This is a genomic window from Eikenella corrodens (assembly GCF_900187105.1).
Classification (GTDB): Bacteria; Pseudomonadota; Gammaproteobacteria; order Burkholderiales; family Neisseriaceae; genus Eikenella; species Eikenella corrodens.
Genome location: NZ_LT906482.1, coordinates 1,563,723 through 1,589,870 on the forward strand (window position 1 = coordinate 1,563,723; position 26,148 = coordinate 1,589,870).

The window sequence follows — 26,148 nt, forward strand, 5'->3', positions numbered from 1 at the left end:
AGGTAGCCTTTATTTTGTTATGGCAGCCTAGGCTTTCAGCCAGTCTGCCCGCCCTGCCGCAGGGCAGCGATGCGTTCGCGGGCGTTGGGATGGCTGTCGTACCAGCGGGCATACCAGCGATCATTTACCAGGCTGGCGGCATTGCTGCGGTAGAGTTTGATCAGCGCGGAAATCAGGTCTTCGGCATGGGTGTGCGCGGCGGCGAAACGGTCGGCTTCAAATTCGTTGCGGCGTGAGGAAAAGCTGCCCAACGGGGCGAAGGGGAAGGAGAGCACGGGAAGCACCAGCATCATCAACAGCAGCGCCATGGCGTGGCTGGGATAGGCCACGCCCAAACTGTGATACACGGCGGCAAAGTGGATGATTTGCCCGAGCGCAAACAGCACCAAGAGTGCGAGCAGGAAACGCACGGCGATTTGCTTCACGATATGGCGGTGTTTGAAATGCCCCAGTTCGTGCGCCAACACGGCTTCAACCTCCTGCGGCTGCATGCCTTTGAGCAGGGTGTCGAAAAACACGATGCGTTTGTTTTGGCCGAGGCCGGTGAAATAGGCATTGGCGTGGCCGCTGCGTTTGCTGCCATCCATCACGAAAATGCCGTTGCTGGCAAAACCGGTGCGCGTGAGCAGATTGGTGATGCGCTGTTGCAAGTTTTCATCGGCCAGCGGTTCGAAGCGGTTGAACAGCGGGGCAATCCATTTGGGAAACGCCCACAGCATCAGCAGCGAGAAACCGAGCCACAACAGCCACACCCACAGCCACCACGCATTTCCGGCCGCGCCCATCAGATAAATCACCGCATACAACAGCGGAATGCCGATGGCTGCGCCCAGCAGCAGGCCTTTGATTTGGTCGGCAAAAAAAGTGCCTAAGGTCATGTTGTTGAAGCCGAAAGCGGCTTCCAGCCGGAAGCTGCGGTAGAGCGCGAAGGGTAGGGACAGCAGGCTGCTGGCCAGCGAAAACAGCACTACCAACAGTACGCCTTGGGTTAACGGCGAGGCGGCAAGGCGGTTGGCCGTCTCTGCCAGCAGGTTCAGCCCGCCGCCGAGGGTAAACATCAGCAGCAGCAAGGTTTCATACAGAATATGCCAACGCGAAAACCGCTGTTTGGCCAGCGCGTAGTCGGCGGCTTTCTGGTGTTCTTCCAGCGAAACCACAGCTTTAAAATCGCGCGGCACGCGGTCTCGGTGCAGCAGCACGGCGCGGCTCTGGCGCAAAGAGAGCAGCAGTTGCAGCAGGGTGGAAAAGGCGGTGAAACCGAGAAAGAGATAAAACACGGTGGCGGACATGGGCTGCTCCGAGTGGAAAACGGGCGGCAGTATAGAGGGATTTTGGGCGCTGGGCTATGGTGCCAGTATGTGGCTGGCTAGTGCTTATTTGAAATATAGTGAATTAAATTTAAACCAGTACAGCGTTGGCTCGCCTTGCCGTACTATGTGTACTGTCTGCGGCTCGCCGCCTTGTACTGGTTTAAATTTAATCCACTATAATGATTTGTTTGGCTGATTCAGATTTGAATGTGCCAAGCAGTGGGAATATTTATGCGGCAAACGCGGGCAAAAAAAGCGGCGCATATCTAATATGCGCCAAATCTACAAAGGAGAAATAGAGGAGAAACTTGTTAAGCAGTCATCCATGACCACTCAACGGAACGAATTATAGGGCCGCCTAATAGGCAAGGCTAATACTATGATTTAACCTGCTTTTTCCTGATTGTAAGCAAGTGTGAATGTAAAATGCTAGCGGCATGAAACTACAGCGAAAATTAAATATACTGATTTGCTCGGAATTCAGACTAGGTACGGATTTGAGAGGGGGTGTCGGTATTTTATGGCGGTTTATGCGCTAAATCATTCATTAAATTTTCAGGTAGCCTGTTTGAATAAAAAGGCTACCTGAAAAACTAGTGTGCAGTTCAGAAACCGTCCCAATTGTTTAGCAGTACGCCCAAGCCGATGCTGTTGTGTTTGTGGTTGTAGTCGAGCAGGCTTTCGCCGTAGCCGTGGAAGGCCTGTACATAGCCTTTGAGCCGGCCGGCGATGGGGAAGGTGTAGTTTAGCTGCAGCCCGCCTTTGCCGCTGGCGGGGTTGTAGCGGGCGAGGGCACCGAGGCTTTGGCGGTCGTTGAAGCGGTAGTACATTTGCAGATCGCCGTAGCCCATGTAGCGGTTGATGTCGGAGTTGTCGTCGTCGCTGTTTTTTTCGGGGATACGCCACCACAGGCGCGGTACCACGGTAAGTTTGCCCCATTCCATGCCGGCCATGGCATAGATGCGGTTCCAAGAGCGGGAGAGGGGGTCGCTTTGGCCGTTGGATTGGTGTGCGGCGCCGATGCCGAGCATCCGCAGGCTACCGCCGCCGGGCAGGTCGGTTTTCACCGGCTGGGTGAGGAAGATTTCGGGCTCGTAGTCGGTGTTGCGGAAGGGAGAGGACATGGAGCCTTTATATACTTGCCAGTGTGAAACTTGGGTGTAGCCGAACCAAAGGTCGGCATTGGTGCCGAACAGGTCTTGCAGCAGCTTGGTTTTGAAGGAAACCTGCATTTTGGTTTCCACATGGTTTTGGCGCTGCTGCTCGGGGATGGCGGAAGTGTGCTCGGGAGAGGAGGGGTTGCGGTTGGGTGAGCTGTTGTACCAGCCGGGCAGAAGGTAGATGGGGAGATGCGCACGCACGCTGAAGATGCCGGATTCGTGGTTGACGTCTAAATCGTAGGCGAGGCTGAGCGGGCTGAAGGCTTGCGGCTGGGTGGGGGCGGCAGGGGCTTCGGTGAGCACCACTTTGGGCGTGCTCTCGGCCTGGCTTTGCTCGATGCTTTGTTGGATATCGATGGCAGCCTTGCTGTTGGCGGGGGTAGATAAGGGTTGGGTGGGCGGCAGTTGTGTGCCCATGCTGCGGTCGTAGCAGGCGAGGCGGGCGGCAGGGTCGCTGATTTGGGTGCAGGCCAGGGCGCCGGCGGGGGCTTGGGTTTGGGCGGCGCTGTGGGCGGAAACCAACAGGGCGGCGGCGATAAGGGGGAGGCGGGATGTTTGCATGATGGTTGGGGTGTGAAACGTAAGCTTTAAGGCTACCTGAAAAATAGTGCGGCTTTCAGGTAGCCTTCTTATTGCCGATTAAAGGCTACCTGAAAATCTGCTTTAGATTTCGCCCATGCGGTAAAACAAATCGGCCAGGGCGGCCAGGCGCAGGGTGTCGCAGCCCCAGCGTTCGGATTGGATACTGCGCATCCACAAAATGGGGCGCACGCTGCGGCGCAAGGTGCGGATTATAGCGGGATTTTGCCTTTGCAGGCAGGCTTTGCAATGTTCGGCTGCCTGATCGAGCAGTCCGCCGCGCAGGAGGATGTCGGCGGTGGATTGCAGGTAGCACAGCCAGTCGCGGCCTTGGCACTGCTGCAGGCTGAGCACGGTGGCGGGGTTGTCTTCGAAGTCGATAAAGCCGATGCCGCCGGTTTCGGTCAGCACCATATTGCGGGCGAAGGCTTGGCTGAGGAATTGGTTTTGCCGGTGTACGACTTCGATGGCATGCAGACCTTGCAGCCAGCCTTCGAGGCTGCCGGCTTCGGTTTGCTTTTCGATGGCGATGAGCAGGGTTTGCTCGCCCACATGGCTCATCAATAGGGCATTGTCCTGCACGGCCAATAACTTGGGCGCGGTAATACCGGCTTCGGCCAGCTCGCGCAGGCGGTCGGCTTCAATGGCGATGCCGGCCTCGCCGCCGGGATTGGGCACCGGGGTGAGCACGCCCAAGCGGCACACTTTGGCTAGGCCGTTGAGCAGGCTGTAACGCCAGGCGGCTTGGCGCGGGGCGGCTTTGCGCAGCCACACGGTTTCGCCGTTGTCTAAACGGTGGCGGGCGATGGTTTCGGTTTGGGCGGCCGCGAGGGCGGCCAGCTGGGCGGCGTAGTTCATGACGGTGCGGAAAAAGGAAAGCGGCATTATATAGCGAAATATAGCGAAACGGTTTTGGCGCGCTGTTTTCAGGTAGCCTCTTTCGGAAAGCGACTATAATACCGCTCAATATTGATTCATCCGATTGCCCGCTATGCACAAACATATCGTTTCCAGCGAAACGCCGCTGTTTTCAGGTAGCCTGCCGCCGCAGAATGCATTGCGGCGCAGCCTGTCGGCACGGCTACTCACAGCGATTTTGCTATGGGCGGGCGGTTTGCTGCTGTTTGTGTCGATGACGGTGGTGGCCACCTGGCGGCTGGAAGAGCGGGCGGGCGCTATCCGCCAGACAGGACGGCTGAACGACCAAGTTCACCGCCTTACCATGGCTGCCGTTCAAAATCCCGGCGCGCCGCTGCCCGTGCAGCAGGTGGCAGACACGCTCAAAGGGCTGAACAGCCGCCAGCATGCCGTGTGCTGCACCTGGTGGGACGAGCCGGCCTCACACCAGCTCGAACAGGTGCGCCGCGATACCGAAGCCTTCTTGCAAACTGCCGCGAAACCGGATACTGCCGCCCTACTGGAGCAGGCCGAACGCCTGCACACCGGCATCGACACCTATGCCCGGCTGCTGGAAGAGCAAAACACCCGCAGCATCGGCTGGCTGCGAAGCGGGCGTATCGGGCTGATGCTGCTGATCCTGCTTTCCGCCGCCGTCAGTTTCCGCCTGTTGCGGCAAGTGGTGTTGCGCCCGCTCGGCACGCTGTACCAAGCCATGAACCAAATCACCCACGGCCGCTTGGGCACGCGCATCGCCGGTTCGAATTCCGGCGACGAATTCGAAGCCGTGGCCGACGGCTTCAACCGCATGGCCGACAACCTGCAGGAAATGTATGCCCACCTGGAAGACAAAGTAGCCGAAAAAACCGCCGCCCTCTCGCGCCAGAAAAGCGAGTGGGAAATGCTGTATTACGTTACCTCCTACCTGCACAAGCAAAGCTTCGGCAGCGAAGTGGAACAAGCCTTTCTGGAGCGGATGCTGCGCCTTTCCCACAGCGGGGGCGGCGGCATTTTCTGGCTGGCGGAAAAAGGCTTTACCACCGCCTGCGACATCGGCCTGCTGGAGGGTTTGGCCGAACGCCTGCCGCACACCCATACTGCCGAACAGGAAAGCGAAGCCGGCAATATGGTGTGGATGCAGGGCGAAGAGGGCGCTTTGGTGGCGCTGGTGCCCATTTATGCCTTGGGCGGGTTCCAAGGCTGGCTGGCGCTGTCTAAGCCGACCGTACCGCTGCTTTCCGCGCAAAACACCGGTCTGATGCGCTTATTGTGCACCCAGCTGGGCATCGCTCGCGAAAACGCCGCCATGACCCTGCTCAAACAGCAAAACGCCGTACTCGAAGAGCGCAGCCGCATTGCCCGCAGCCTGCACGACAGCCTGGCGCAGTCGCTGTCGTTCATCAATATGCGCTTTCAGATGCTCAGTAAAAACAAACTGCTGCCGGATGACAAATCCGTGCGCGACAATATCGAGATGATTCGCGACGGCATCCAATATTGCTACGAAGACGTGCGCGAACTGCTCGACCATTTCCGCGCCAAACCGCAATACGGCAACTTCGCCGAAACCGTGCGCAGCGTAATCGAGCGCAGCCGCAAGCAAGCTGGCATTCCCGTGGTGCTGCACATTAGCGGCGGCGACTGCCTGCTCAACAGCGAGCAGCAAACGCAGGCGCTGTTTATTTTGCAGGAAGCCCTGTCCAACATCCGCAAACACGCCGACGCGCAGCAGGCCGAAGTGCTGCTGGAAAACGGCGACGGCTTCACCATAATCGTGCGCGACGACGGGCAGGGCTTCGACCCGGAAAGCCGCGCCGAAGCCGAGCCCGGCCAACATATCGGCCTGAGCGTGATGCACGAGCGCGCGGAAAAAATCGGGGCGGAAATCAGCATCCGCTCCCGGCCCGGCAGCGGCACCGAAGTGCGCCTGCATATTCCCGGCAATTTCAGCTAGTAATCCACTATACCCACTATTTTCAGGTAGCCCCATGACTGAATCCAACATCCGCATCCTCCTGGTAGACGACCACCCCCTGTTCAGGCGCGGGCTCAGTTTTCTGCTCGCGCAGGAATACGGTTTTGAAATCGTTGCCGAAGCCACCGACGGCCTCGAGGGCGTGAAGCTTGCCCGCTTCCACCGCCCCGATTTGGTGCTGCTCGACGTGGAAATGCCGGTGATGAACGGCCCCGAAGCCCTGGCTCAAATGCTGGATTTCCAGCCCGGGCTGCCGGTGTTGATGCTCACCATTTCCGAAGATGCCGACAACTTGAAAAAATGCCTCGAGCTGGGCGCGCGCGGCTATATTTTGAAAAATGCCGACACCGATTTCCTGGTGGAAGCCATCCGCCAAGCCGTGGCCGGGCAGCAAACTGTGTCGCCCGAAATGAACAACGCCGGCCAGAGCATTCCGCCAGAACATTCTGCCATCCTCGATTCCCTCACCCAGCGCGAGCGTGATGTGTTGCGCTATGTGGCCGGCGGCATCAGCAACAAAATGATTGCCCGGCGGATGTTTTTATCCGAAAACACGGTGAAGGCGCATATGCAGAATATCTTCCGCAAACTCAACATCGACAACCGCGTACGCGCCGCCGTGTATGCCCGCGAATTGGGCTTGGATAAGGAAGAGGAGTGATGCGGTTGGCGGTTTCAGGTAGCCTTTGGATGAGAATGAGGCTACCTGAAACTGAAATATGGAAGATCGGCGGCGTTTGCTGTTGCCAATGGCTGGCTGGTGTTGGATTCCGGTATTCGGCCTACAGTGAGTTATCAGTAATCTGTAATCGGTAAAGGCTACCTGAAAAATGTTTCAGGTAGCCTTTTTGGTGTCTAGCTTGGGTTGGGTTGAAAGCCGCAATGTAACGTTTCCGGTTATTTGTATACGATGCTCGCGGCTAACCCGCTACGGATGTTTTCAGGTAGCCTCTTCAGCCTTTTTATGCCCGCCGCACACTTTGCAGGCGGGGTTTTTGGGGATGGCGAAATGCTGCCATTGGCCGCTGAGTGCGTTGTAGCAGCGCAAAACGCCGTTTTCGGCAGGCAGGCCGAGCAGGATTTTCAGGGCTTCGGCGGCTTGGGTGGTGCCGATGATGCCCACCAGCGGGGCGAATACGCCGAACAGGGCGCAGGCGCCGTCGTTGTCTTGTTCGCGGTCGAACAGGCAGGCATAGCAGGGCTGGCCGGGCAGGTCGGGGCGGTAGGTGGCGATTTGGCCGTCGAAGCGGGTGGCGGCGCCGGAAACCAGCGGGGTGCGGGTGGCGCAGGCGGCGGCGTTGAGGGCTTGGCGGGCGGAGAAGTTGTCGCTGCAATCGAGCGTGGCCTGGCATTGGGGCAGCAGGCGCAGCAGGGCGGCTTCATCCAGTTTGCCGTGGGTTTCGATTTGGCAGGCGGGGTTGAGCTGTTTCAGGTAGCCTGCCATGGCTTCGGTTTTGAGGCGGCCGATGTCGGCTTCGCGGTAGGCGGTTTGGCGCTGGAGGTTGGTTTCGTCGATGCGGTCGTGGTCGGCAATAATCAGCCGCCCCACGCCGGCAGCGGCCAGATAGGGCAGGGCGGCGCTGCCCAGCCCGCCGCAGCCGAGCACCAACACGCAGGCATCCAGCAGCTTTTGCTGGCCTTCGGTGCCGATTTCGTCGAGCAGGATGTGGCGGCTGTAGCGCAGCAGTTGGTGGTCGTTCATGGCGGTGTGGGGGCAGGGTGGTTGGGGAGGGGATTATATCGTGGAAATCGGTGCTTGCTGATAGAATGGCCATACTTATCGACAGGAGGAGGTTTAAATGAAAGCAGCCAAATATTTATTGCCTTTTGTCGCCGCAGCTCTGCTGGGCGCGTGTTCGACTGTGGGCGGTATGCCGCGTGGGCAGCAGACGGCAGATTACAAAATGGAAGCGGCGGGCGGGGTGCAGGCCGAAGTGGGCAGGAGCGCCGCCAATTCAAGTTACCGCTATGGTTTCGGCATCCGCCTGAAGAATGCGCCGCGCGTGGCTTCGGTAAAAATCGAGCGTACCCGCGGCGGCGAACTCGGGGTGGTGTTTGATGATAGCCGCCACCCCACAACCGCTACCAAAGCCTGGCAGCGGCATGCCGACGGCACACGCTCCTACCTCTACAACAACGGCGACGGCACTTTCGATTGGATCGGCCAAACCGCCGCCCGCAAACTGACACCGCAACAGGCGCCGTGGCTCTATCAAGCAGGCACCACGCACCAACAATACCGCATCACCATCCGAGATTTGCAGGGAAGGGAGACGGTGTTGGTGCAGGATACAGCTATTCCACCCGAGCAGAAACAGGCTATCTTGCAGCTATGGAGAACATCTAGCCGCAGCAGATAGTGAGTAGGCTGAATCCGGCACAATGAAAGGCTACCTGAAAACACAACACCGCAGCGTTTCTGCGAAGTGAAGGATTTCAGGTAGCCTTTTTGCCGGCTATATTGCATGTTTAATCGAGGTGGTTTTTAGCAAGCTAATCCGAGGCAGCAGGAGATGTGGCCTTCGGCGATCAGTGGCTGCCCAACGGGGCTTGCGGTATAATTTGCATTCATCATCAATCCAAGCAAATGGCTTGCTGCCCGCAGCATTTCCAGCCGTTTTCCGCAAGCCGTCTCCTTCCGTTTTCGCCAACCGGTTTATTCAGATGACGACTCCCCCCCCCATCTCCCCACCCTTCGTTTCCGATGATTACGCACAGCAGCAGGAAATTACCCGCCTGTGTATCCATGCCGCGCTGTTGCTGTTGCAATATGGCGCGGAAAGCACGCTGATCGACCAAATCGCCGTGCGGCTGGGTCGTGCGCTGGGTATGGACAGCGTGGAGTGTGCGCTCACGCCGAATGCGATTGTAATCACCACGCGCCGCGGCAACCAGTGCATCACCACCACGCGCAAGAATTTCGACAAGGGGATCAATATGTCGGTGATCACGGCGGTGCAGCATATCGTGCTGGATGCGGAAGACGGGCTGTATAGCGTGCAGGAAGTGCGCGAGCGGTTGGATGCTGTGAAGCCGGAAAAATACAACCGCTATTTTGTGGTGTTTATGGTGGGGCTCTCTTGCGCGAGCTTTGCCCACCTTTCGGGCGGCGACCCGCTGATTTGCTTCATCACGTTTATCGCTTCGGCCTGCGGCATGTGGGTGCGCCAGTCGCTGTCGGCACGGCACTACAATCCGGCGGTGGTGTTTGCGGTAACCGCGTTTGTGGCTTCGATGGTGTCGGGCACGGCGCTGAAGTTCGGCTGGGGCGCACACCCGGAAATCGCTACGGCAGCCAGCGTGTTGCTCTTGGTGCCGGGGGTACCGCTGATTAACTCGCTGGCCGATATGCTCAAAGGCCATGTGAACATGGGCATGAGCCGTTGGGCAGTGGCCACGCTGCTCACCTTCAGCACCTGTTTGGGCATCGTGTTGGCCTTGAGCCTGTTGAATGTTTCCGCTTGGGATTAAACCATGCTGCTGAATTTGCTAGATGATATGTTTTTTGCCGCCATCCCCGCCGTGGGCTTTGCGATTTTGTTTAATGTGCCGCGCAATGCGTTGAAATACTGCGCTTATCTGGGCGCGTTGGGACATGGTTCGCGCACGCTCATGATGCAGTTCGGCCTGTCGCAAGGCCTGGCCACGCTGTGTGCGGCTTCGCTGGTGGGCTTTATCGGCGTGTATTTGTCGCAACGCTACCGGGCGCACCCGAAAGTGTTTACCGTGGCCGCCATCATTCCGATGATTCCGGGCGTGTATGTTTATAAAGCGATGATTGCGCTGGTGCAAATGAACCATAAGGGCTTCTCCGAGCAGCTTTTGGGGCAGGCGGTGGATTATTTTGTGAAATCCGGCTTCGTTATCGGCGCACTGGCCTTCGGGTTGGCGCTGCCTGGGCTGCTGTTTTACCGCCAGCGGCCGGTGGTGTAGCAGCCATACCGTTTTGTGCGTGACTGAAGCCATAATTCTTCAGCAAGCCGCTGCAATCTGCTAAACTTACCGCCTCATTATTCTTCCCAAGCCGATATGCACACTGATTCCCCCGCCTCTCCAGAGCCCGAGCCTGCCTCGGCGGATAAGTGTGTGCACGGCATGTATTTAAAGGCTACCTGAAAGCTGCTCATAGCGTTTTCAGGTAGCCTTTGATTGTTGTTATTACTTGCAATCAAGGATTCGAATTCATGGATTTCTCTTGGCTGGCCGACCCGGTAACCTGGCTGGGCTTCGCTACGCTGATTATTCTCGAAGTTGTGCTCGGCATCGACAACTTGGTGTTCGTGGCCATTTTGGCCGGCAAAGTGCGCCCTGCCCAGCGCGACCGCGCCCGCATCACCGGCCTGACTTTGGCCGTGCTCATCCGGCTGCTCATGCTCGCCTTTATGGGCCGTATCATGCAGCTTACCACCCCGCTGTTTGCCCTGGGGCGGCTGGAAGTGGCCGGTAAAGACATCATCATGTTTGTGGGCGGCCTGTTCCTGCTGTATAAGGCCACCACCGAGCTGCACGAACGGCTGGAAGGCGCCAACCACTATGCCGTTTCCGATACCGACCATCGCAAACAACATGCGCCGTTTTGGGGCGTGGTGTTGCAGATTCTCGTGCTCGATGCTGTGTTTTCCATCGATGCCGTGGTGACCGCCGTAGCCGTGGTGCAGCACATCCAAATCGCTATGGCAGCGGTGATTGTGGCGATGGCCATGATGATTTGGGCGAGCAAACCACTCACCGAATTTGTCAACCGCCATCCCACCGTGGTGATGCTCTGCCTCGGCTTCCTCTTGATGATCGGCTTCAGCCTGATTGCCGAAGCCTTCCACGTAGTCATCCCCAAAGGCTACCTGTATGCCGCCATCGGCTTCTCGGTGCTGATTGAAGTGTTCAACCAAATCTCCCAGCGCAACACCGACAAAAATGCCTACGGCAGCCGCTCTTGGCGCCGCCGTACCGCCGAGAATGTGCTCGGTATGATGGGCATCCGCGAAACCATGCTGGCCAAAGCCGGCGAAGAAAGCCACGATGCCGGCCACTTTGAAGAAAACGAAAAATCCATGATCCGCAGCGTGCTTACCCTGGCCGAGCGCCCCCTGCCCGGCATCATGGTGCCCCGCCGCGACATTGAACGGCTCGATATTTCCCAAAGCCGCGAGCAGCAATACGCCCAGCTGCAAAACACCCCATATTCCCGCCTCCTCGTGGTGGGCAAGGCCGGTGCCGACGAGCCTTTGGGCTACATCAACAAAAAAGACCTGCTCAACCAGCTTCTGGCCGGGCAAGAGCCGGATATCCAAGCCGCCCTGTGCCAGCCGCTCATCCTACCCGACAGCACCAACACTCTTTCTGCCATCGAGCAGTTCCGCCAAAGCGGCGCCGACTACGCCCTCGTGGTGGACGAATTCGGCGCCGTGCAGGGTATGGTTACCACCAAAGACTTGCTTTCCGCCATTGCCGGCGAATTCCCCGAAGCCTACGAGCGCAAAGAGCCCAACGCCCAGCCTGGCGAACACAGCACCGACAGCAGCGACAGCCTGCTGGTGGACGGCAGCCACGAATACGCCGAACTTGCCCCCCAGCTCGGTCTGCCGCCGCCCGAAGAAGATGCCGACTACCACACCGTGGCCGGCCTGATGATTGAAGAGCTGAAAACCCTGCCCGAAGTGGGCGATATTCTCGACTACCACGGCTGGCGTTTCACCGTGGCCGCCAAAGCCGGCCAGCGCATCGAACAAATCCGCATCAGCCGCCTGCCGGAATAAGCGCAGGCTTTCAGGTAGCCTTTGCAATCATACTCAAAGGCTACCTGAAAAATATAGTGGATTAATAAAAATCAGGACAAGGCGGCGAGCCGCAGACAGTACACACGTTACGGTAAGGAGAGCCAACGCTGTACTGGTTTTTGTTAATTCACTATACGGCGGCCTTGTTTGGGTTCTGCAGCAACCGGTTTCCCGGCAAAGCCCTCGTTTGAATTTCGTTTAGGTTATGTTTTCAGATAGCCTCAAAGAGATGGGTTGGTGTGGATGTGCCAGCCTTTTGTTTTGTCTGCCTTCCTCAATTTTCAGGTAGCCTTCGGTAGGGCAGCGGCCGGATATAAGCCGCCTGCGCCAACGTTCAGGCTACCTGAAACCGCCCGGTTCAAACTTGCCCCGACCTCCCGTTGTCCATTAAAATAACGTGCTTCCGGCAGGCAGCACCGCCCGCGCCGAAGCACGTTTTGCCCCGCTTAGAAAGCCGCGAAACGTGTTTTTTTATCCCCCGCATCCGGACACCAATCATGACCACTCCCGCCCTTCTCGTTCTCGCTGACGGCAGCGTATTTCACGGCACATCAATCGGTTACGAAGGTTCGACTTCCGGCGAAGTCGTGTTCAACACTTCCATGACCGGCTATCAGGAAATCCTGACCGACCCGTCCTACTGCAAACAAATCGTTACCCTCACCTACCCCCACATCGGCAATACCGGCACCAACGCCGAAGACGAAGAAAGCCGCAGCGTTTATGCCGCAGGCTTGATTATCCGCGACCTGCCGCTGCTGCACAGCAACTTCCGCGCCTCCGAAAGCCTGCATGACTATCTGGTGCGCAACAAAACCGTCGCCATCGCCGACATCGACACCCGCCGCCTGACCACGCTGCTGCGTGAAAAAGGCGCACAAGGCGGCGCGATTCTGACTGGCGCGGACGCCGCGGTTGAAAAAGCGCGAGAACTCATCGCCGCGTTCGGCAGCATGGTCGGCAAAGACTTGGCAAAAGAAGTTTCCTGCACAGAAGCCTACGAATGGACCGAAGGCGAATGGGCGTTGGGCAAAGGTTTCGTTACTCCTGCCGAACAACCGTTCCACGTTGTTGCCTACGATTTCGGCGTAAAAACCAACATCTTGCGTATGCTCGCCGCACGCGGCTGCCGCCTGACCGTCGTCCCCGCCCAAACCAGCGCGGAAGACGTGTTGGCACTCAACCCCGACGGCGTATTCCTCTCCAACGGCCCCGGCGACCCCGAGCCTTGTACCTACGCCATCGAAGCCGTGCAAAAACTGATGGCAAGCGGCAAACCCATCTTCGGCATCTGCTTGGGACACCAGCTCATCAGCCTAGCCATCGGCGCAAAAACCCTGAAAATGCACTTCAGCCACCACGGCGCAAACCACCCCGTGCAAGATTTGGATAGCGGCAAAGTCGTCATCACCAGCCAAAACCACGGCTTCGCCGTCGATGCCGACACCCTGCCCGCCAACGCAAGGATTACCCACAAATCCTTGTTCGACAACACCTTGCAAGGCATCGAGCTGACCGACAAACCCGTGTTCTGCTTCCAAGGCCACCCCGAAGCCAGCCCCGGCCCGCAAGATGTCGGTTATCTGTTTGACCGGTTTATCCAAAATATGCAAGCCGCCAAACAAGCTTAATCATCAAGCACACATATCAATCAATTAAAAGGAAAAATCCAGATGAAAAGAATCGTTTTATGCGCTGTTTTGCTGGGTACTTTGTCTGCCTGCAACACCCTGCACTCTGCCGCGCGCGATGCCAACACTGCCGTTCAGGCGTGGAACGAGGATTATCAAAAGCAGCACCGCTAATCCCCGCGCGAGAGCGAAAGCAGCCTGAAATGTAAATCACATCAGGCTGTTTTTTCTGCAACACACACCAGAAAACAAACATGAAATACAGCATGCTCATCCTCTGCCTGCTCATCAGCAGCCCGGTTTTCGCCAAAGACGAGCCCGTTAATTTGAAAAGCATCAGCCAAATGGGAGCAGATATGGTGGATTCTGCCACTCAAGGCATTTATGAAACCCTAGCCACAGGCAGCCGCAATATTGCCGGCCGCCACTGTGCCTTCCCCACCAATCAGGCTGAAATGCAACGTTTTAGCATCGAACCCTGCCTGCATCAGCCTGCTTTTGCCGGTGCCCGCCAAACCGAACGCGCCCTCCGGCAGAAAGAACCGCAGATCAGCGAAGGCGGTCGCGAGGTGCAAAATCTGTCTGATCAAATTATTGATAGTTTGGGGCTACGGCCTTTTGTGGAATGAATAAATGGCGAAAAGGCTACCTGAAACCATTTTTCGGTTTTCAGGTAGCCTTTTTATAACCATTAGCACAGCGTTTAGCCGGACACGCCGTATGCCAGCCGGCCGGCCGACATATGCGCCACTTCCTGCGCGAGGATTTCGCTATCTTCCGGATCGTGGGTGATGAGCAGCATGGGGATATCTAGCTCCTGCTGCAAATCCAGCAGCCATTGCCGCATGCGGTTGCGCAGGCCGATGTCGAGGGCGGAAAAGGGTTCGTCCAGGAGCAGCCAGCGCGGGCTGGCGATGCAGGCACGGGCGAGGGCGGTGCGCTGGCGCTGGCCGCCGGAGATTTGGTACGGATAGTGTGCGGCCAGGGCAGTGAGCTGCATTTTGTCCAGCCAAAATTCGGCCAGCCGCACGGCTTGCTTTTGCGGCGGGGTGCGCCAGCCGTGGCGCAGGCCGAAGGCGATATTTTGCGCCACCGTAAGGTGCGGGAACAGGGCGTAATCCTGAAACAGCAGCCCGGCCTGCCGCTGTTGCGGCGGCAGCCACAGCCGCTTGTCGGTGTCGCCGTAGCATGTGCCGCCAATGCGCACATGCCCGGCCTGCGGGTGCAATAGCCCGGCCAGCAGCTGCAAAGTGAGGCTTTTGCCCGAGCCGGATTCGCCCACGATGGCCAGCCGTTTAGCTTGGCTTTGACAGCGGCAATTCAGTTCAAAAGTCTGCCCGCCGCCGACAAGGCGCGTATGGAAGGCGAAATCGAAAACCGGTGTGCCGCTCATGCTTTATCCTTTGCTTTGGCCAGATGGTTCACGCTCCACAACACGGCCACACACACCGCCGAAATCAGGATTACCAACTTGGTGGCCAGCGCGTCGTCGCCGGCCTGCACGGCTTCATATACCGCGATGGAGAGGGTTTGCGTTTGGTTGGGGATGCTGCCGGCAATCATCAGCGTGGCGCCGAATTCACCTAACGCGCGGGCAAAGGCCAGAAGCAGGCCGGCCAAAATACCGCGCCAGGCCAAAGGCAGCGTAACCCGCAAAAACACCGCCCATTCGCCCAAGCCGAGCACCCGCGCTGCCTGCTCCAGCTGCGGGTTGACTTCTTCAAACGCCGCCCGCGCCGGCTTGCACACCAGCGGGAAGGTAACCGCCGTTGCTGCCAACACCGCGCCCTGCCAGGTGAAAATCAGGCTGATGCCGAAATATTCCTGCAATAGCTGCCCGAGCACGCCGTTGCGCCCGAACAGCACCAACAGGTAGTAGCCCATCACGGTGGGCGGCATCACCATTGGCAGCGTGAGCACCACATCTAGCAGGTTGCGCCCGGGAAAGCGGCAGCGCGCCAGCAGCCAGCCCACGGCCACGCCCAGCACGAGGTTCAGCCCGCTCGCCCAAAAAGAGACTTTCAGCGAGAGCAGCAGTGCGGGCAATACGTCTTGAAACACACAGATTCCTTTGAAATAGCGTAATAATTGGTGGTGGAATGGAGAGATGGCTTGAGACTGCACAATATGGTTTGTGAGCCATTGCAAATTGGGTTTAGGCAGCCTGCCAATTTTTAGCTGGCAGCGTAGGTTTTGCAACCATCAGAGGCTACCTGAAACTTGGCAGGAGCAGATTTTATACCTGCCTGCTGCTATGCCAAAGGCTACCTGAAAGCGTTATTCTACTTTTCAGGTAGCCTCTTTTCCTACAATTTCGGTTTAGCGTCTAGCCGGGTTGAAGCCGTATTTCTGCAAAATGCGGTTGCCTTCGCGCGAGCGGATGAAGTCTAAGTAGCGAGCGGCTTCGGCGGCATCTTTGCTGGAAGCGGTCACGGCAATCGCGTAGGACACCGGTTTTTCCAGCGGTACGGCGCGTACGATGCGCACTCGGTCGCGGATCAGCATGGCATCGGTGCGGTATACAAAGCCCGCATCCACTTCACCGCGCGACACATAATCCAGCGCCTGGCGCACGTTTTGGGTGGAAATCATTTTGCCTTCCACCGCTTGCCACAGGCCGGCTTTTTCCAGTGCGGCTTTAGTGTAGCGGCCGGCCGGCACGCTGGCGGGGTTGCCCACGGCCACACGCTGCACCTGCGGTTTGCTCAAATCTTGCAGGGTGTTCACGCGCACGGCGGCGTTTTGCGGCTGAATCAGCACCAAGTCGTTCATGGCGAAAGTGCGGCGGCTGGCGGGAGCGATTACCTTGGCTTCGGCAGCCTTATCCATGGTTTCTTGGTCGGCAGTGGCCAGCACATCCACCGGCGCACCCTGCACCAGCTGTTGCAGCAACACGCCGGAAGCGGCGGTGTTCAAACGGATTTGCGTGTCGGGGTGGGCACGGCTATAGGCAGTGTTGATTTCCTGGAACGCTTCTTTCAGGCTGGCGGCGGCGGAAACGGTAATTTCTTTGGCTGAGGCCGACAGGGCGGCACAGGCTAGGGCTAGCATGAGGGCAGTTTGGCTGAAACGGCGCATTTGTTTTCTCTTTTAGGTGGTGTAAATAGCAGCCCAAGCATAAGGGCTACCTGAAGCGCGCGAAATTCTAGCAACGGCTGCTTAGCGGGCAATAGTTCTTTCGGTTTATGCCGAAAGAACTATTAGCGGGCAAGTAAAGGAAATTGGTCAGGGGCAAGCGGGTGCGGAAGAGTGCAAACGGCGGGCTACCTGAAAGTCGATACAGCGAAAACGAGATTTCCGGAGGAGGGCGCGTTTCTGCGGAGCTAAAACGAGGTCTTTGCAGGAAGACGAGCTGCTGCGAAACCCAAACAGGATAGCAACACGGTAAACAGCCTGCCGGTTTCAGATTACAATACCGCTTTTCATCCCGCATAAGCATCCCGCAAGAATCATGTTCCCACGAATCCTTTCCGCTGCTGCCGCCCGAGGGTTGCGCGCGCACCTGCGCCGTGGCGGCTTGGTGGCCTATCCTACGGAATCCAGCTACGGCTTGGGCTGCCTGCCCACGCATCGCCGTGTCTTGCGCCGGCTGATGCAGCTGAAAAAGCGGCCACAGCATAAAGGATTGATTGTTATCGGCAATGATTTGAAGCAGCTTGAGCCGTTGCTGCAAAGGCTACCTGAAAACCAACGCCGGCTGGCGCAAAGTACTTGGCCGGCGGCGGTCACGTTTTTATTTGCGGCAGCCGATAGCGTGCCGGCGCTGTTGCGCGGGCGCGGGCGGGAAAAACTGGCGGTGCGCGTGCCGGCACATGATGGGGCCCGCCGCTTGTGTGCGCTGTTGGGCACGCCGCTGGTGTCCACTTCGTGCAACCGCAGCGGACGGCGGGCTTTGCGGCATCAGCGCGAGGTGCGGCGCTGCTTTGGAAGGGATGTGTATGTGGTTAACGGCCGCTGCGGCGGATCGAAGCGGCCGAGCCGGATTGTGGATGCGCAGAGCGGGGTGTATTTGCGCTAGAGGCTACCTGAAAGTTGTTTCAGGTAGCCTTTATCCTTCTTTGCCAATTCGGCAGCGGTTTGCTATAAGGCAATCTATAGTTGATTAAAAATAATAAACAATGAGGTAGCTATGCGTTTGGGCGGGTTGTGCTGTTGGGTGACGGGTGTGCTGCTGGCTTTTTTGTTGCCGGCAGCACATTTTGTTGCCGTTGCCTCAGCTTCGGCGCTGCTGCTCGCCCTGATTGGCTGCTTCCGGCGCGCCCGTGGGGCGTGGTGGCTGCTGTGCGGGCTGCTTTACGGCGTGTGGCGGGTGCAGTTGGCGCTATCGCAGCAGTGGCCGGCGGAACCGGAGTTTCAACGGGTGCGGCTGGATTTTCAGGTAGCCTCGGTGGCGGAGGCATCGGCGCAGTCGGTGCGGTTTGAGGCTTGGGCACAAACGGAAGCGGGGGCGCGGTTTCGGCTGCTGGTGACCGACCGGTATTTGCGCGAGTGGCGGCCGGGCAGCCGCTGGCGGATGACGGTTCGGGTGCGGCCTACGGTGGGCGAGCGCAATGAAAACGGCTTCGACCGCGAGGCTTGGGCGTTGAGCCAGCATATCGACGGCATAGCTTCGGCTGCCCGCGAGCGGGTGGAACTGCCGCCGGACACGGGCTGGCAATCGCGTTGGCAAAACTGGCGCTACGAGCGGCAGCAGGCTTGGCAGCAGGCGGCGGAAAGCTACCCGAACGGGGCAGCGCTGATGCGGGCTTTGGGCGGCGGCGGATACGGCGGGCTGGCGGATGAGCATTGGCAGGCGTTTCGGGTGTTGGGCATCAATCATCTGATTAGCGTGTCGGGGCTGCACATCGGTATGGTGGCGCTGGCGGCAGCGTATTTGGCGCGGCTTTTTCTGCTGCGCCTGCCGATGGCCGAGCCGCGACGCTGGTATTTGGCGGCGGGCTTGGCAGCGGCTTTGTTTTATTCGGCCTTGGCCGGCTTCGGCGTGCCGATTCAGCGCAGTTTGCTGATGCTGGCGGTGTTTGCCTGGCAATGGTATCGGCGCGGCAGCCCTGCGCCGTGGCGGGCTTGGTGGCAGGCTTTGGCCGTGGTGCTGCTGTTCGACCCGCTCTCGGCTTTGGGCGTGGGCTTTTGGTTTTCCTTCGGCGCGGTGGCGGCGCTGATTTGGGTGGCACAAGGGCGGCTGGAGGCCATGCCGGATGACGATGCACTAGAAGGCGGCTGGCTGCGTACGGCCAAGCATTCCGGCAAATGGCGCATCGCGCTGCGTGCCCAATATGCGGCCACGCTGTTGGGGTTTTGGCAGGCCGGGCAGGTATTCGGCACCGTGCCGCTGGCCGCGCCTTTGGCCAATGCGCTGCTGATTCCGTGGTTTTCCTGGGTGTTGGTGCCGCTAGCTTTGCTGGCGGTGCTGCTGCCGTTTGAAGGCTACCTGAAAATGGCGGCTGCCATCAGCGAATACACCATGGGCGCGGTGGTGTGGGCGGGCGGCATCGTGCCCACCGGCGCACTGGCGCATTTGCCGCCGCTGTTTTGGCTGGCCGTGTTGGCCGCGCTGGCGGTGTGGCTATTACCGCGCGGCCTGGGATTGCGGCCTTGGGCGGCGCTGGTGTTGGCGGCATCCTGCCTGTATCGCACGCCCGCGCCGGAGCACGGCACGGCGGCGGTGCGGATTGTGGACGTAGGGCAGGGGCTTGCCTTGCAGGTGCGCACGCAAAACCATTGGCTGCTGTTCGACACCGGCACGGCAGGGGCGGCACAGACGCAGCTGGTGCCCAACCTGCTGGCGCAGGGGCTGCCGCCGCCCGATGTGCTGGTGCTCTCGCATCACGATGCCGACCACGACGGTGGCTTCCCCGCCGTTCAGGCAGCCTTTGCGCCGCACAAACTGTATGCCGGCCAGCCGGAAGCCTATGCCGGCGCAGCCGAATGGTGCGCCGGCGGCACCACGTGGGAATGGGACGGCGTGTATTTTGAATTCCTCACCCCGCCGCGAAACCCCGAAGCCGATGACAACGAACAAAGCTGCGTGTTGCGCGTGTTGGCCAACGGGCAGGCCGTGCTGGCGGGCGGCGATTTGGGCATCGCGGGCGAGCGCTGGCTGGTGGGCACATATGGCGATTCGCTGCACAGCCAATTATTGGTGCTGGGGCACCACGGCAGCCGCTCTTCATCTGATTCGGCCTATCTGAATACCGTGGCGCCTGAAGCAGCGGTGGCGGCCAACGGTTTTGCCAACCCCTACGGCCACCCCGCCGCCATTGTGCGGCACCGCCTCTCCGCCCACCGCATCCGGCTCTACACCACCGCCCGCAGCGGGCAGCTGGATTTCGTGCTGGGGCAGGGCGGGGCAATGCAGCCGCAGTGCTTGGGCAGGAGGTTTTGGCAGCGCAAGCCGTTTGAGGAATGAGGGTTTCAGGTAGCCTGTTGGTGGATTGAGAGGCTACCTGAAAATCTTGCCGCTACTTCATCACTCGCCCGCGTTCAGCAGCCGTTTGCGGTACAATGTGCGCCCTTCCTGTTTCCAATCAGGCTACCTGAAAGCGCGTAGCCCAACCCCTCCGCAAGCCCGAAATATGACCGCCCCTGTTTATATCCCCCTGCGCCAACACACCGAATTTTCCATCACCGACGGCACTTTGCGCATCAAAGAGCTGGTGAAGAAGGCCTCCGCTTTCGGCCTACCCGCGCTGGGCATCAGCGATTTGATGAACACGTTCGGCCTGGTGAAATTCTATAAAGCCTGCCGCGGCGCGGGCATCAAGCCGGTGGTGGGGGCGGATGTGTGGGTGGCGAATCCGGAAAACCCCGAGCAGCCTTTCCGCGCCATGCTCTTGGTGCGCAACGAAGCGGGCTACCGCCGCCTGTGCGAGCTGCTCACCCGCGCTTATGTGGGCACGGATCGCAATGTTGCCCACGCCGAGCTGGAGCCGCAATGGCTGGCCGAAGGCGGCAACGAAGGGCTGATCTGCCTGTCCGGCGCGCATTTGGGCGAAGTGGGCCGCCAGCTGATGAACGGCCATGACAGCGCCGCCTGCGCCGCCGCGCAGAAATACGCGCAATGGTTTCCCGATGCTTTTTATTTGGAACTGCAAAGGCTACCTGAAAAACCGGAATGGGAAACTTCGGTTTCAGGTAGCCTCAAATTGGCGGCAGAGCTGGGCTTGCCCGTGGTGGCCACCCATCCGGCGCAGTTTTTAAACCCCGACGATTTCAAGGCGCACGATGCGCGCGTGTGCATTGCCGGCGGCTGGGTGCTGGCCGATAAACGCCGCCCGCGCGATTTTGTGGCCGGCCAGTATTTTGCTTCGCCGGAAGAGGTGGCCGCCCGTTTTGCCGATTTGCCCGAGGCATTGCAAAACACGGTGGAAATCGCCAAGCGCTGCAACCTCACGCTCACGCTGGGCAAAAACTTCCTGCCGCAGTTTCCCACGCCCGACGGCATGAGCTTGGACGACTATCTCGCCCACTTATCCAACCAAGGCCTGCGCGAACGGCTGGCCGCGCTTTATCCGGATGAGGCGGAACGCGAACAAAAGCTGCCGGAATACCAGGCGCGGCTGGATTTCGAGCTGGGCACCATCGTGCAGATGGGCTTCCCGGGCTACTTCCTGATTGTGGCCGACTTCATCAACTGGGCGAAAAACAACGGCTGCCCGGTGGGGCCGGGGCGCGGCTCGGGTGCGGGCTCGCTGGTGGCTTATTCCTTAAAAATTACCGATTTAGACCCGCTGCGCTATGCGCTGCTGTTTGAGCGTTTCCTCAATCCCGAGCGCGTGTCGATGCCCGACTTCGATATCGACTTCTGCCAAAACAACCGCGGCCGCGTGATTGAATATGTGCGCCAAAAATACGGCTTCGAGGCGGTGAGCCAGATTGTTACCTTCGGCACTTTGTCGTCTAAAGCGGTGATCCGCGACGTGGGGCGTGTGCTGGAGCTGCCGTTCGGCGTGTGCGACCGGCTCTCCAAGCTGATTCCGTTGGAAGCCAACAAGCCGCTGAGCCTGGAAAAGGCGATGGAGGCCGAGCCGGAGATCGCCAAGGTGTTGGAAGAGGAAGAGGCCGAAGAGCTGATGGAGCTGGCCAAAAAGCTGGAAGACCTCACGCGCGGGCTGGGCATGCATGCCGGCGGCGTATTGATTGCGCCGGGCAAGATTTCCGATTTCTGCCCGGTGTATCAGGCCGACGAATCCGCCTCGCCCGTTTCCATGTACGACAAAGGCGACGTGGAAGACATCGGGTTGGTGAAGTTCGACTTCCTCGGCCTGCGCAATCTCACCATCATCGAAATGGCGCAGGAATTCATTGCGCAAACCACCGGCGAGCGCATCGATGTGAACCACATCGACCTCACCGACCAGCAAGCCTACGAAGTGTTCCGCAAGGCCAACACCACGGCGGTGTTCCAGTTTGAATCCACCGGCATGAAAAAGATGCTGGCGCAGGCCAATACCACCAAGTTGGAAGAAATCATCGCCTTTGTGTCGCTCTACCGCCCCGGCCCGATGGATCTGATTCCGGATTTCATTGCCCGCATGAAGGGTGCGCGCTTTGAATATATGCACCTGCTGCTCGAGCCCGTGTTGCAGCCCACCTACGGCATCATGGTGTATCAGGAGCAGGTGATGCAGGCCGCGCAGGTAATCGGCGGCTATTCGCTCGGCGGGGCAGACTTATTGCGCCGCGCCATGGGCAAGAAAAAGCCAGAAGAAATGGCGAAACACCGCGAAATCTTTGCCGAAGGCGCGGCCAAGCAGGGCATTGCCCGCGAAAAAGCCGATGAAATCTTCGACTACATGGAAAAATTCGCCGGCTACGGCTTCAACAAATCCCACGCCGCCGCCTACGCCTTGGTGGCCTACCAAACCGCCTGGCTCAAAGCCCACTATCCGGCCGAATTCATGGCTGCCACCATGTCGAGCGAGTTGGATAACACCGACCAGCTCAAGCTGTTTTATGACGATGCCCGCGATAACGGCATCCGCTTCCTGCCGCCCGATGTCAACCATTCCGGCTACCACTTCCAGCCCGACGCCCAACACCGCATTCGTTATGCCCTGGGCGCGATTAAGGGCACCGGCGAAGCCGCGGTAGAAGCCATTGTGGCCGCACGCGAAGAAGGCGGCGCATTCAAGAGCCTGTTCGACTTCTGCGAGCGCGTGAGCCGCCAGCACATCAACCGCCGCACCATCGAAGCCCTGGTGCGCGGCGGCGCGTTCGACAGCATCGAGCCCAACCGCGCCCGCCTGCTTGCCAACATCGACCTGGCCATGAGCAATGCCGAGCAGCAGGAAGAAAATGCCAACCAAGGCGGCCTGTTCGATATGGTGGAAGACGCGATTGCCCCCTTGGAGATGATCGACGTGCCAGCCTGGGGCGAAGCCGAACTTCTGGCCGAAGAAAAACAGGCCATCGGCTTTTATTTCTCCGGCCACCCCTTCGGCCCGGCCGAAAAAGAAGTGCGCCAATTCGCCCCCACCCGCCTCTCCCAGCTTAAGCCCAACGACAACGTGCGCGTGGCCGGCTTCGCCACCGCCATCCGCAGCATGGTGGGTAAACGCGGCAAAATCGCCTTCATCACGCTGGAAGACACCGGCGGCAAAGCCGAAGTGATGGTTAGCGGCGAAACGCTTGAGCAGCTCGGCCGCGACACCCCGCGAGCCGACCAAGTGTTGATTGCCGAATGCCGCATCAGCCGCGACGACTACGGCGGCGAAGACGGCCTGCGCATCATCGCCAACCGTGTTTATACCCTGCAGGAAGCCCGCAGCCACTACGCCCGCGCCCTCACCCTGCACCTCGCCCCCCACCACAACATTCCCTGCCTGGCCGAACTGTTGCAACGAAGCGGCGAAGGCAAACGCGTCCCCCTGCGCCTGCACTACGCCAACGGCCAAGCCAGCGGCGAGCTCATCCCCGACAGCCGCTGGCAGCCATGTTTGACCACCGAACTTTTGGAAGAACTGGTGTCGCTCTTGGGCGAGCGGCAGGTGGGCGTGAATTGGTAGCGGCTACCTGAAAAGGACGGCCGGAGAGATTTCAGGTAGCCTTAGTAGGCTACCTGAAAAGCATTGTGCCAATAGCAATGGATTGGGCACTGATACCCGGCATGATGAAATCAGGCTACCTGAAAAATTTCTGCAGCAAGGCAGGAAGGTTTTCAGGTAGTCTGTGGTGATTTGGGTGGTAATAAATGTTTATCGGGGAGGGGTGCACACTCGATCGTTATATTGGGCAGGTTAGCTGCCAGTATTCCCGTATGGCATTAACACCATTAGCCAGCCAAACTCACCAGCAGCTGCCGGATGGCGGGCCAGGCTTCGCCGGTTTCTGCGCCTTTGATGATGCGGTCGATGCGGGCGCATTCTTGCAGGGCGGCGATGAGGCGCGGGGTGGCGATGCGGCGCACGGCCAGGGGGGCGAGCTGTTGTTTGCTGCCCCACAGGCGCAGGCTGTTGCGCACTTGGGCGACGGTTTGCCCTTGTTTGAGGGCGGCGGTGAGGCGGATGAGGGTGCGGATGTCGTCGGCCAGCATCCACAGCAGCATCACGGGCTCTTCGCCGTCGGCTTCGAGTCCTTCGAGCAGGCGCACCACGCGGGCGGGCTCGCCGCTCATCCAGGCGGCGGCAAGCTGGAATACGTCGAAACGGGCTACGTCGGCCACGGCGGCTTCGGTTTCGGCAATGCCCAATTCGTGACCGGCGGGGTAGAGCAGGGCGAGTTTGTCGATTTCCTGCTTGGCGGCCAAGAGGTTGCCTTCCACGCGCTCGGCAAACAGGGCCAGCGCTTCGTTGCCGATGGATAAATGATGCTGCGCGAGGCGGCCGCGTATCCAGCCGGGCAGGGCCTGGGCATCAACGGCTTTGGCTTCGACCACGGTGCCGCTGCGGCTGAGGGCGGCAAACCATTTGGCCTGGGTTTGGGCGCGTTCGAGTTTGGGCAGGAGGATAACGGTTACGGTGTCGGGCGGGAGGTTGGCGGCCAGTTGTTCGAGGGCTTCGCCGCCGGCTTTGCCGGGCTTGCCGCCGGGCAGGTGGATTTCGAGCAGTTTGAGTTCGGCAAACAGGCCGATGCTGTTGGCAGAGGCGAGGAGGTCTTGCCAGTCGGCGGCGGTGTCGGGGGTGTGGGTTTCGCGGTTCAGGTAGCCCTGCTCTTTGGCGGCGGCACGGATGGCATCTAAGGCTTCTATCCGCAGCAGGGCTTCTTCGCCATGCAGCACATACAGCGCTTGCAGGGGCTGTTTGAGCTGCGGCAGCAGGCGTTCGGTGCTGATGGCGGCCATTATTCGGCTTTCAGGTAGCCCAGGCGGCGCACGAGCTGGCGGGCGGCGTCCACGCGCATATCGGCCCAGAGTTGGGCTTCTTCTTCTTGTTTACCGAGGATTTCGCTGTCGCTGTAGTCCAGCGTGCGGTATACGGTAATCATCATTGGCTCGCCCAGGGCTTTTTCGCCGCGCCAGGCTTGGGCGGATACTTTGAGCTCCAGCTGGTATTCGGTTACCGTGCCGGAGAGGTTGAGGGTTTGGATGTTTTTATTGGTTTGGATATCGGTTACTTTGACCACGGCATCGGCAAAGGCGCTGTCGAGCTTGGCATGGCGGCGCAGCAGTTCGGTTTCGATGTTTTGCTGCAATTCGCGCCCTTGTACGGCCCAGGTTTGGTAGGGCAGGGGCGGGTTGAGCGCGGGGTCGCTACCGGCCAGGCGGAAGCCGCAGGCGGCCAACAACAGCAAAAGGGGCAGCATCAGATATTTTTTCATGGTGTTTCCTTGGCTTGCGCCGCAAGAGGCGACGGCTAGGGGCGTATTCTAGCGGATTGTGGACGGGAGAGGCTACCTGAAAAGCGGCAGCATGGGCTTTCAGGTAGCCTTTGCTATAGCGATACCACCACCGAGCCCATAAACCGATCTTGCAGAGTGCGCCGTTCGAATTTGGGAATCAGCAGCATGGCCAGGCAAATGAGATACGCAAAACCGGCCGGCCAGCGGAAGAAAATCAGCAGCAACACAAAAGCCGCTTCCCGAGCCAATACCGTGCCGAGAAAGCCGGGATTGCTGCCGTTTTTGTCTAGCACACGGATGCGGAACAGCCATTTGCCGAACGACTGCCCTTTCAGCGACATCAATATGGTTTGTAGCAGCATATAAGCCAGCATCGGCAGCAGCACCAAATGGAAATCGTTGTTGCCGGGGAAGCAATACAGCAAGGCTTGCAGCAGGGCATAGGCTAGGCCGAAGTTTAGGGCGGCGGCTGCGATTCGTTTCCAAGCAGGGGCAAGCCGATATACCTTGCCGTTTTCTAAGCAGACTTCTGGGTTCATAAGGTGGTTGTGTATGTATGGTGGATTAAAGTCAGAGTGGGGTAAGGAGAACTAGCGCAGCAGTATCCTTCTTTTGATTCAATATGATATAAGAGCTAAACAGGCTATCTGAACATTCTGCGGCATGCACATCCTTTAAAACCAATAGTCCTGCATGGCTGCCAATAATTCCGGGGTGATTGCGTATCCGCAATTTTCACCGATGACGCTGTCGATGCCGCAATAAGGGCAGCATGCCGTGTATTGCCCGTCGTTTTCCGGCACAAAGTCGCCTTCCTCCAGCTCGGTGGAGCGGAAGATGGCGAGGCAGGAGAAGCAGCCGCAACGCTGGGGTGGCAGCAGATAGGCTTTATTCTTGAAAGAAAATTGGTGTGCGGCGATGGCAGCGGCGCCCAATGCCTCATCTGTTGATAGGTTGGTCATCTTGTTTCCAGAAGAGGAGGCTACCTGAAAACGGCTGGGCATTTTCAGGTAGCCTTTCAGGATGGTTTAAGGCTGCATCTGC

23 protein-coding genes and 1 pseudogene are annotated in these 26,148 nt (G+C 59.0%); 12 read left to right on the plus strand and 12 right to left on the minus strand.

Annotated elements, in window-relative coordinates; all coding sequences use genetic code 11:
* Nucleotides 1-35 precede the first annotated feature (35 nt).
* The 4 genes and pseudogenes from CKV94_RS07905 to CKV94_RS07920 all read right to left on the minus strand — a co-directional run bounded on the left by CKV94_RS07905 (nt 36) and on the right by CKV94_RS07920 (nt 3,934).
* Nucleotides 36-1,289 (minus strand): M48 family metallopeptidase, encoded by a 1,254-nt coding sequence (locus CKV94_RS07905; RefSeq protein ID WP_003824333.1) that lies wholly within the window; start codon nt 1,287-1,289, stop codon nt 36-38.
* A gap of 93 nt (nt 1,290-1,382) precedes the next feature.
* Nucleotides 1,383-1,489, minus strand: a pseudogene (locus tag CKV94_RS11605) (IS5/IS1182 family transposase); the annotation flags it as partial.
* Nucleotides 1,490-1,915: 426 nt separating this feature from the next.
* Nucleotides 1,916-3,031 (minus strand): phospholipase A, encoded by a 1,116-nt coding sequence (locus tag CKV94_RS07915; RefSeq protein WP_003824337.1) that lies wholly within the window; start codon nt 3,029-3,031, stop codon nt 1,916-1,918.
* A 102-nt stretch (nt 3,032-3,133) separates the two neighbouring features.
* A complete protein-coding gene (locus CKV94_RS07920) occupies nt 3,134-3,934 on the minus strand; it encodes a BUD32 family EKC/KEOPS complex subunit (protein ID WP_003824338.1) in 801 nt (266 codons plus the stop codon).
* Between the two features lie 106 nt (nt 3,935-4,040).
* Here CKV94_RS07920 and CKV94_RS07925 point away from each other — a divergent pair, with 106 nt between their 5' ends.
* A complete protein-coding gene (locus tag CKV94_RS07925) occupies nt 4,041-5,900 on the plus strand; it encodes a histidine kinase (protein WP_003824339.1) in 1,860 nt (619 codons plus the stop codon).
* Nucleotides 5,901-5,934: 34 nt separating this feature from the next.
* Entirely contained in the window at nt 5,935-6,582 is a 648-nt protein-coding gene (locus tag CKV94_RS07930; protein ID WP_003824341.1) for a response regulator, read from the plus strand.
* A 279-nt stretch (nt 6,583-6,861) separates the two neighbouring features.
* On the opposite strand, the gene CKV94_RS07935 is transcribed toward CKV94_RS07930, so the two are convergent.
* Nucleotides 6,862-7,623 carry a HesA/MoeB/ThiF family protein gene (locus CKV94_RS07935; protein WP_003824343.1) on the minus strand — a complete coding sequence of 254 codons (762 nt, stop codon included), beginning with the start codon at nt 7,621-7,623 and terminating at the stop codon, nt 6,862-6,864.
* 97 nt (nt 7,624-7,720) lie between these two features.
* On the opposite strand from CKV94_RS07935, the gene CKV94_RS07940 reads away from it, so the two are divergent.
* From CKV94_RS07940 to CKV94_RS07965, 7 genes are all read left to right on the plus strand, one after another.
* Complete coding sequence (locus CKV94_RS07940) at nt 7,721-8,281, plus strand: hypothetical protein (protein ID WP_003824344.1); 561 nt, start codon at nt 7,721-7,723, stop codon at nt 8,279-8,281.
* 304 nt (nt 8,282-8,585) lie between these two features.
* Nucleotides 8,586-9,392, plus strand: a complete 807-nt coding sequence (locus CKV94_RS07945; RefSeq protein WP_003824345.1) for a threonine/serine exporter family protein — start codon at nt 8,586-8,588, stop codon at nt 9,390-9,392.
* 3 nt (nt 9,393-9,395) lie between these two features.
* On the plus strand, nt 9,396-9,854 hold the full coding sequence (locus CKV94_RS07950; RefSeq protein WP_003824346.1) for a threonine/serine exporter family protein: 459 nt from the start codon (nt 9,396-9,398) through the stop codon (nt 9,852-9,854).
* Between the two features lie 251 nt (nt 9,855-10,105).
* Nucleotides 10,106-11,677, plus strand: a complete 1,572-nt coding sequence (locus CKV94_RS07955; RefSeq protein WP_003824348.1) for a TerC family protein — start codon at nt 10,106-10,108, stop codon at nt 11,675-11,677.
* A gap of 518 nt (nt 11,678-12,195) precedes the next feature.
* Nucleotides 12,196-13,329, plus strand: a complete 1,134-nt coding sequence (gene carA / locus CKV94_RS07960) for a glutamine-hydrolyzing carbamoyl-phosphate synthase small subunit (RefSeq protein ID WP_003824351.1) — start codon at nt 12,196-12,198, stop codon at nt 13,327-13,329.
* Between the two features lie 42 nt (nt 13,330-13,371).
* Nucleotides 13,372-13,503 carry a hypothetical protein gene (locus tag CKV94_RS11550; protein WP_003824352.1) on the plus strand — a complete coding sequence of 44 codons (132 nt, stop codon included), beginning with the start codon at nt 13,372-13,374 and terminating at the stop codon, nt 13,501-13,503.
* Nucleotides 13,504-13,583: 80 nt separating this feature from the next.
* The gene (locus CKV94_RS07965; protein ID WP_003824353.1) at nt 13,584-13,958 is read left to right on the plus strand and encodes a hypothetical protein; all 375 of its coding nucleotides are present in this window, start codon (nt 13,584-13,586) and stop codon (nt 13,956-13,958) included.
* A 74-nt stretch (nt 13,959-14,032) separates the two neighbouring features.
* On the opposite strand, the gene CKV94_RS07970 is transcribed toward CKV94_RS07965, so the two are convergent.
* The 3 genes from CKV94_RS07970 to modA all read right to left on the minus strand — a co-directional run bounded on the left by CKV94_RS07970 (nt 14,033) and on the right by modA (nt 16,407).
* Entirely contained in the window at nt 14,033-14,722 is a 690-nt protein-coding gene (locus CKV94_RS07970; protein ID WP_003824354.1) for an ATP-binding cassette domain-containing protein, read from the minus strand.
* Nucleotides 14,719-15,390, minus strand: coding sequence for a molybdate ABC transporter permease subunit (gene modB, locus CKV94_RS07975; protein ID WP_003824355.1), 672 nt, complete (start codon nt 15,388-15,390; stop codon nt 14,719-14,721). The genes CKV94_RS07970 and modB overlap by 4 nt, the downstream gene beginning before the upstream one ends.
* A gap of 258 nt (nt 15,391-15,648) precedes the next feature.
* The gene (modA, locus tag CKV94_RS07980; RefSeq protein ID WP_003824359.1) at nt 15,649-16,407 is read right to left on the minus strand and encodes a molybdate ABC transporter substrate-binding protein; all 759 of its coding nucleotides are present in this window, start codon (nt 16,405-16,407) and stop codon (nt 15,649-15,651) included.
* Between the two features lie 373 nt (nt 16,408-16,780).
* Here modA and CKV94_RS07985 point away from each other — a divergent pair, with 373 nt between their 5' ends.
* The 3 genes from CKV94_RS07985 to dnaE all read left to right on the plus strand — a co-directional run bounded on the left by CKV94_RS07985 (nt 16,781) and on the right by dnaE (nt 23,333).
* On the plus strand, nt 16,781-17,347 hold the full coding sequence (locus CKV94_RS07985) for an L-threonylcarbamoyladenylate synthase (protein WP_080543253.1): 567 nt from the start codon (nt 16,781-16,783) through the stop codon (nt 17,345-17,347).
* Between the two features lie 165 nt (nt 17,348-17,512).
* Nucleotides 17,513-19,735, plus strand: coding sequence for a DNA internalization-related competence protein ComEC/Rec2 (locus CKV94_RS07990; protein ID WP_223417308.1), 2,223 nt, complete (start codon nt 17,513-17,515; stop codon nt 19,733-19,735).
* Between the two features lie 166 nt (nt 19,736-19,901).
* Nucleotides 19,902-23,333: a DNA polymerase III subunit alpha gene (gene dnaE, locus CKV94_RS07995; protein ID WP_003824364.1), complete on the plus strand. Its 3,432-nt coding sequence runs from the start codon at nt 19,902-19,904 to the stop codon at nt 23,331-23,333.
* Nucleotides 23,334-23,599: 266 nt separating this feature from the next.
* On the opposite strand, the gene holA is transcribed toward dnaE, so the two are convergent.
* The 4 genes from holA to CKV94_RS08015 form a co-directional block, all read right to left on the minus strand.
* Complete coding sequence (gene holA, locus CKV94_RS08000; RefSeq protein WP_003824366.1) at nt 23,600-24,607, minus strand: DNA polymerase III subunit delta; 1,008 nt, start codon at nt 24,605-24,607, stop codon at nt 23,600-23,602.
* On the minus strand, nt 24,607-25,083 hold the full coding sequence (locus tag CKV94_RS08005; RefSeq protein ID WP_003824367.1) for an LPS-assembly lipoprotein LptE: 477 nt from the start codon (nt 25,081-25,083) through the stop codon (nt 24,607-24,609). Before CKV94_RS08005 ends, holA begins: the two co-directional genes overlap by 1 nt.
* A 113-nt stretch (nt 25,084-25,196) precedes the next feature.
* Nucleotides 25,197-25,643 (minus strand): RDD family protein, encoded by a 447-nt coding sequence (locus CKV94_RS08010; RefSeq protein ID WP_003824368.1) that lies wholly within the window; start codon nt 25,641-25,643, stop codon nt 25,197-25,199.
* A gap of 135 nt (nt 25,644-25,778) precedes the next feature.
* Nucleotides 25,779-26,066 carry a hypothetical protein gene (locus CKV94_RS08015; RefSeq protein ID WP_003824369.1) on the minus strand — a complete coding sequence of 96 codons (288 nt, stop codon included), beginning with the start codon at nt 26,064-26,066 and terminating at the stop codon, nt 25,779-25,781.
* Nucleotides 26,067-26,148: the final 82 nt, after the last annotated feature.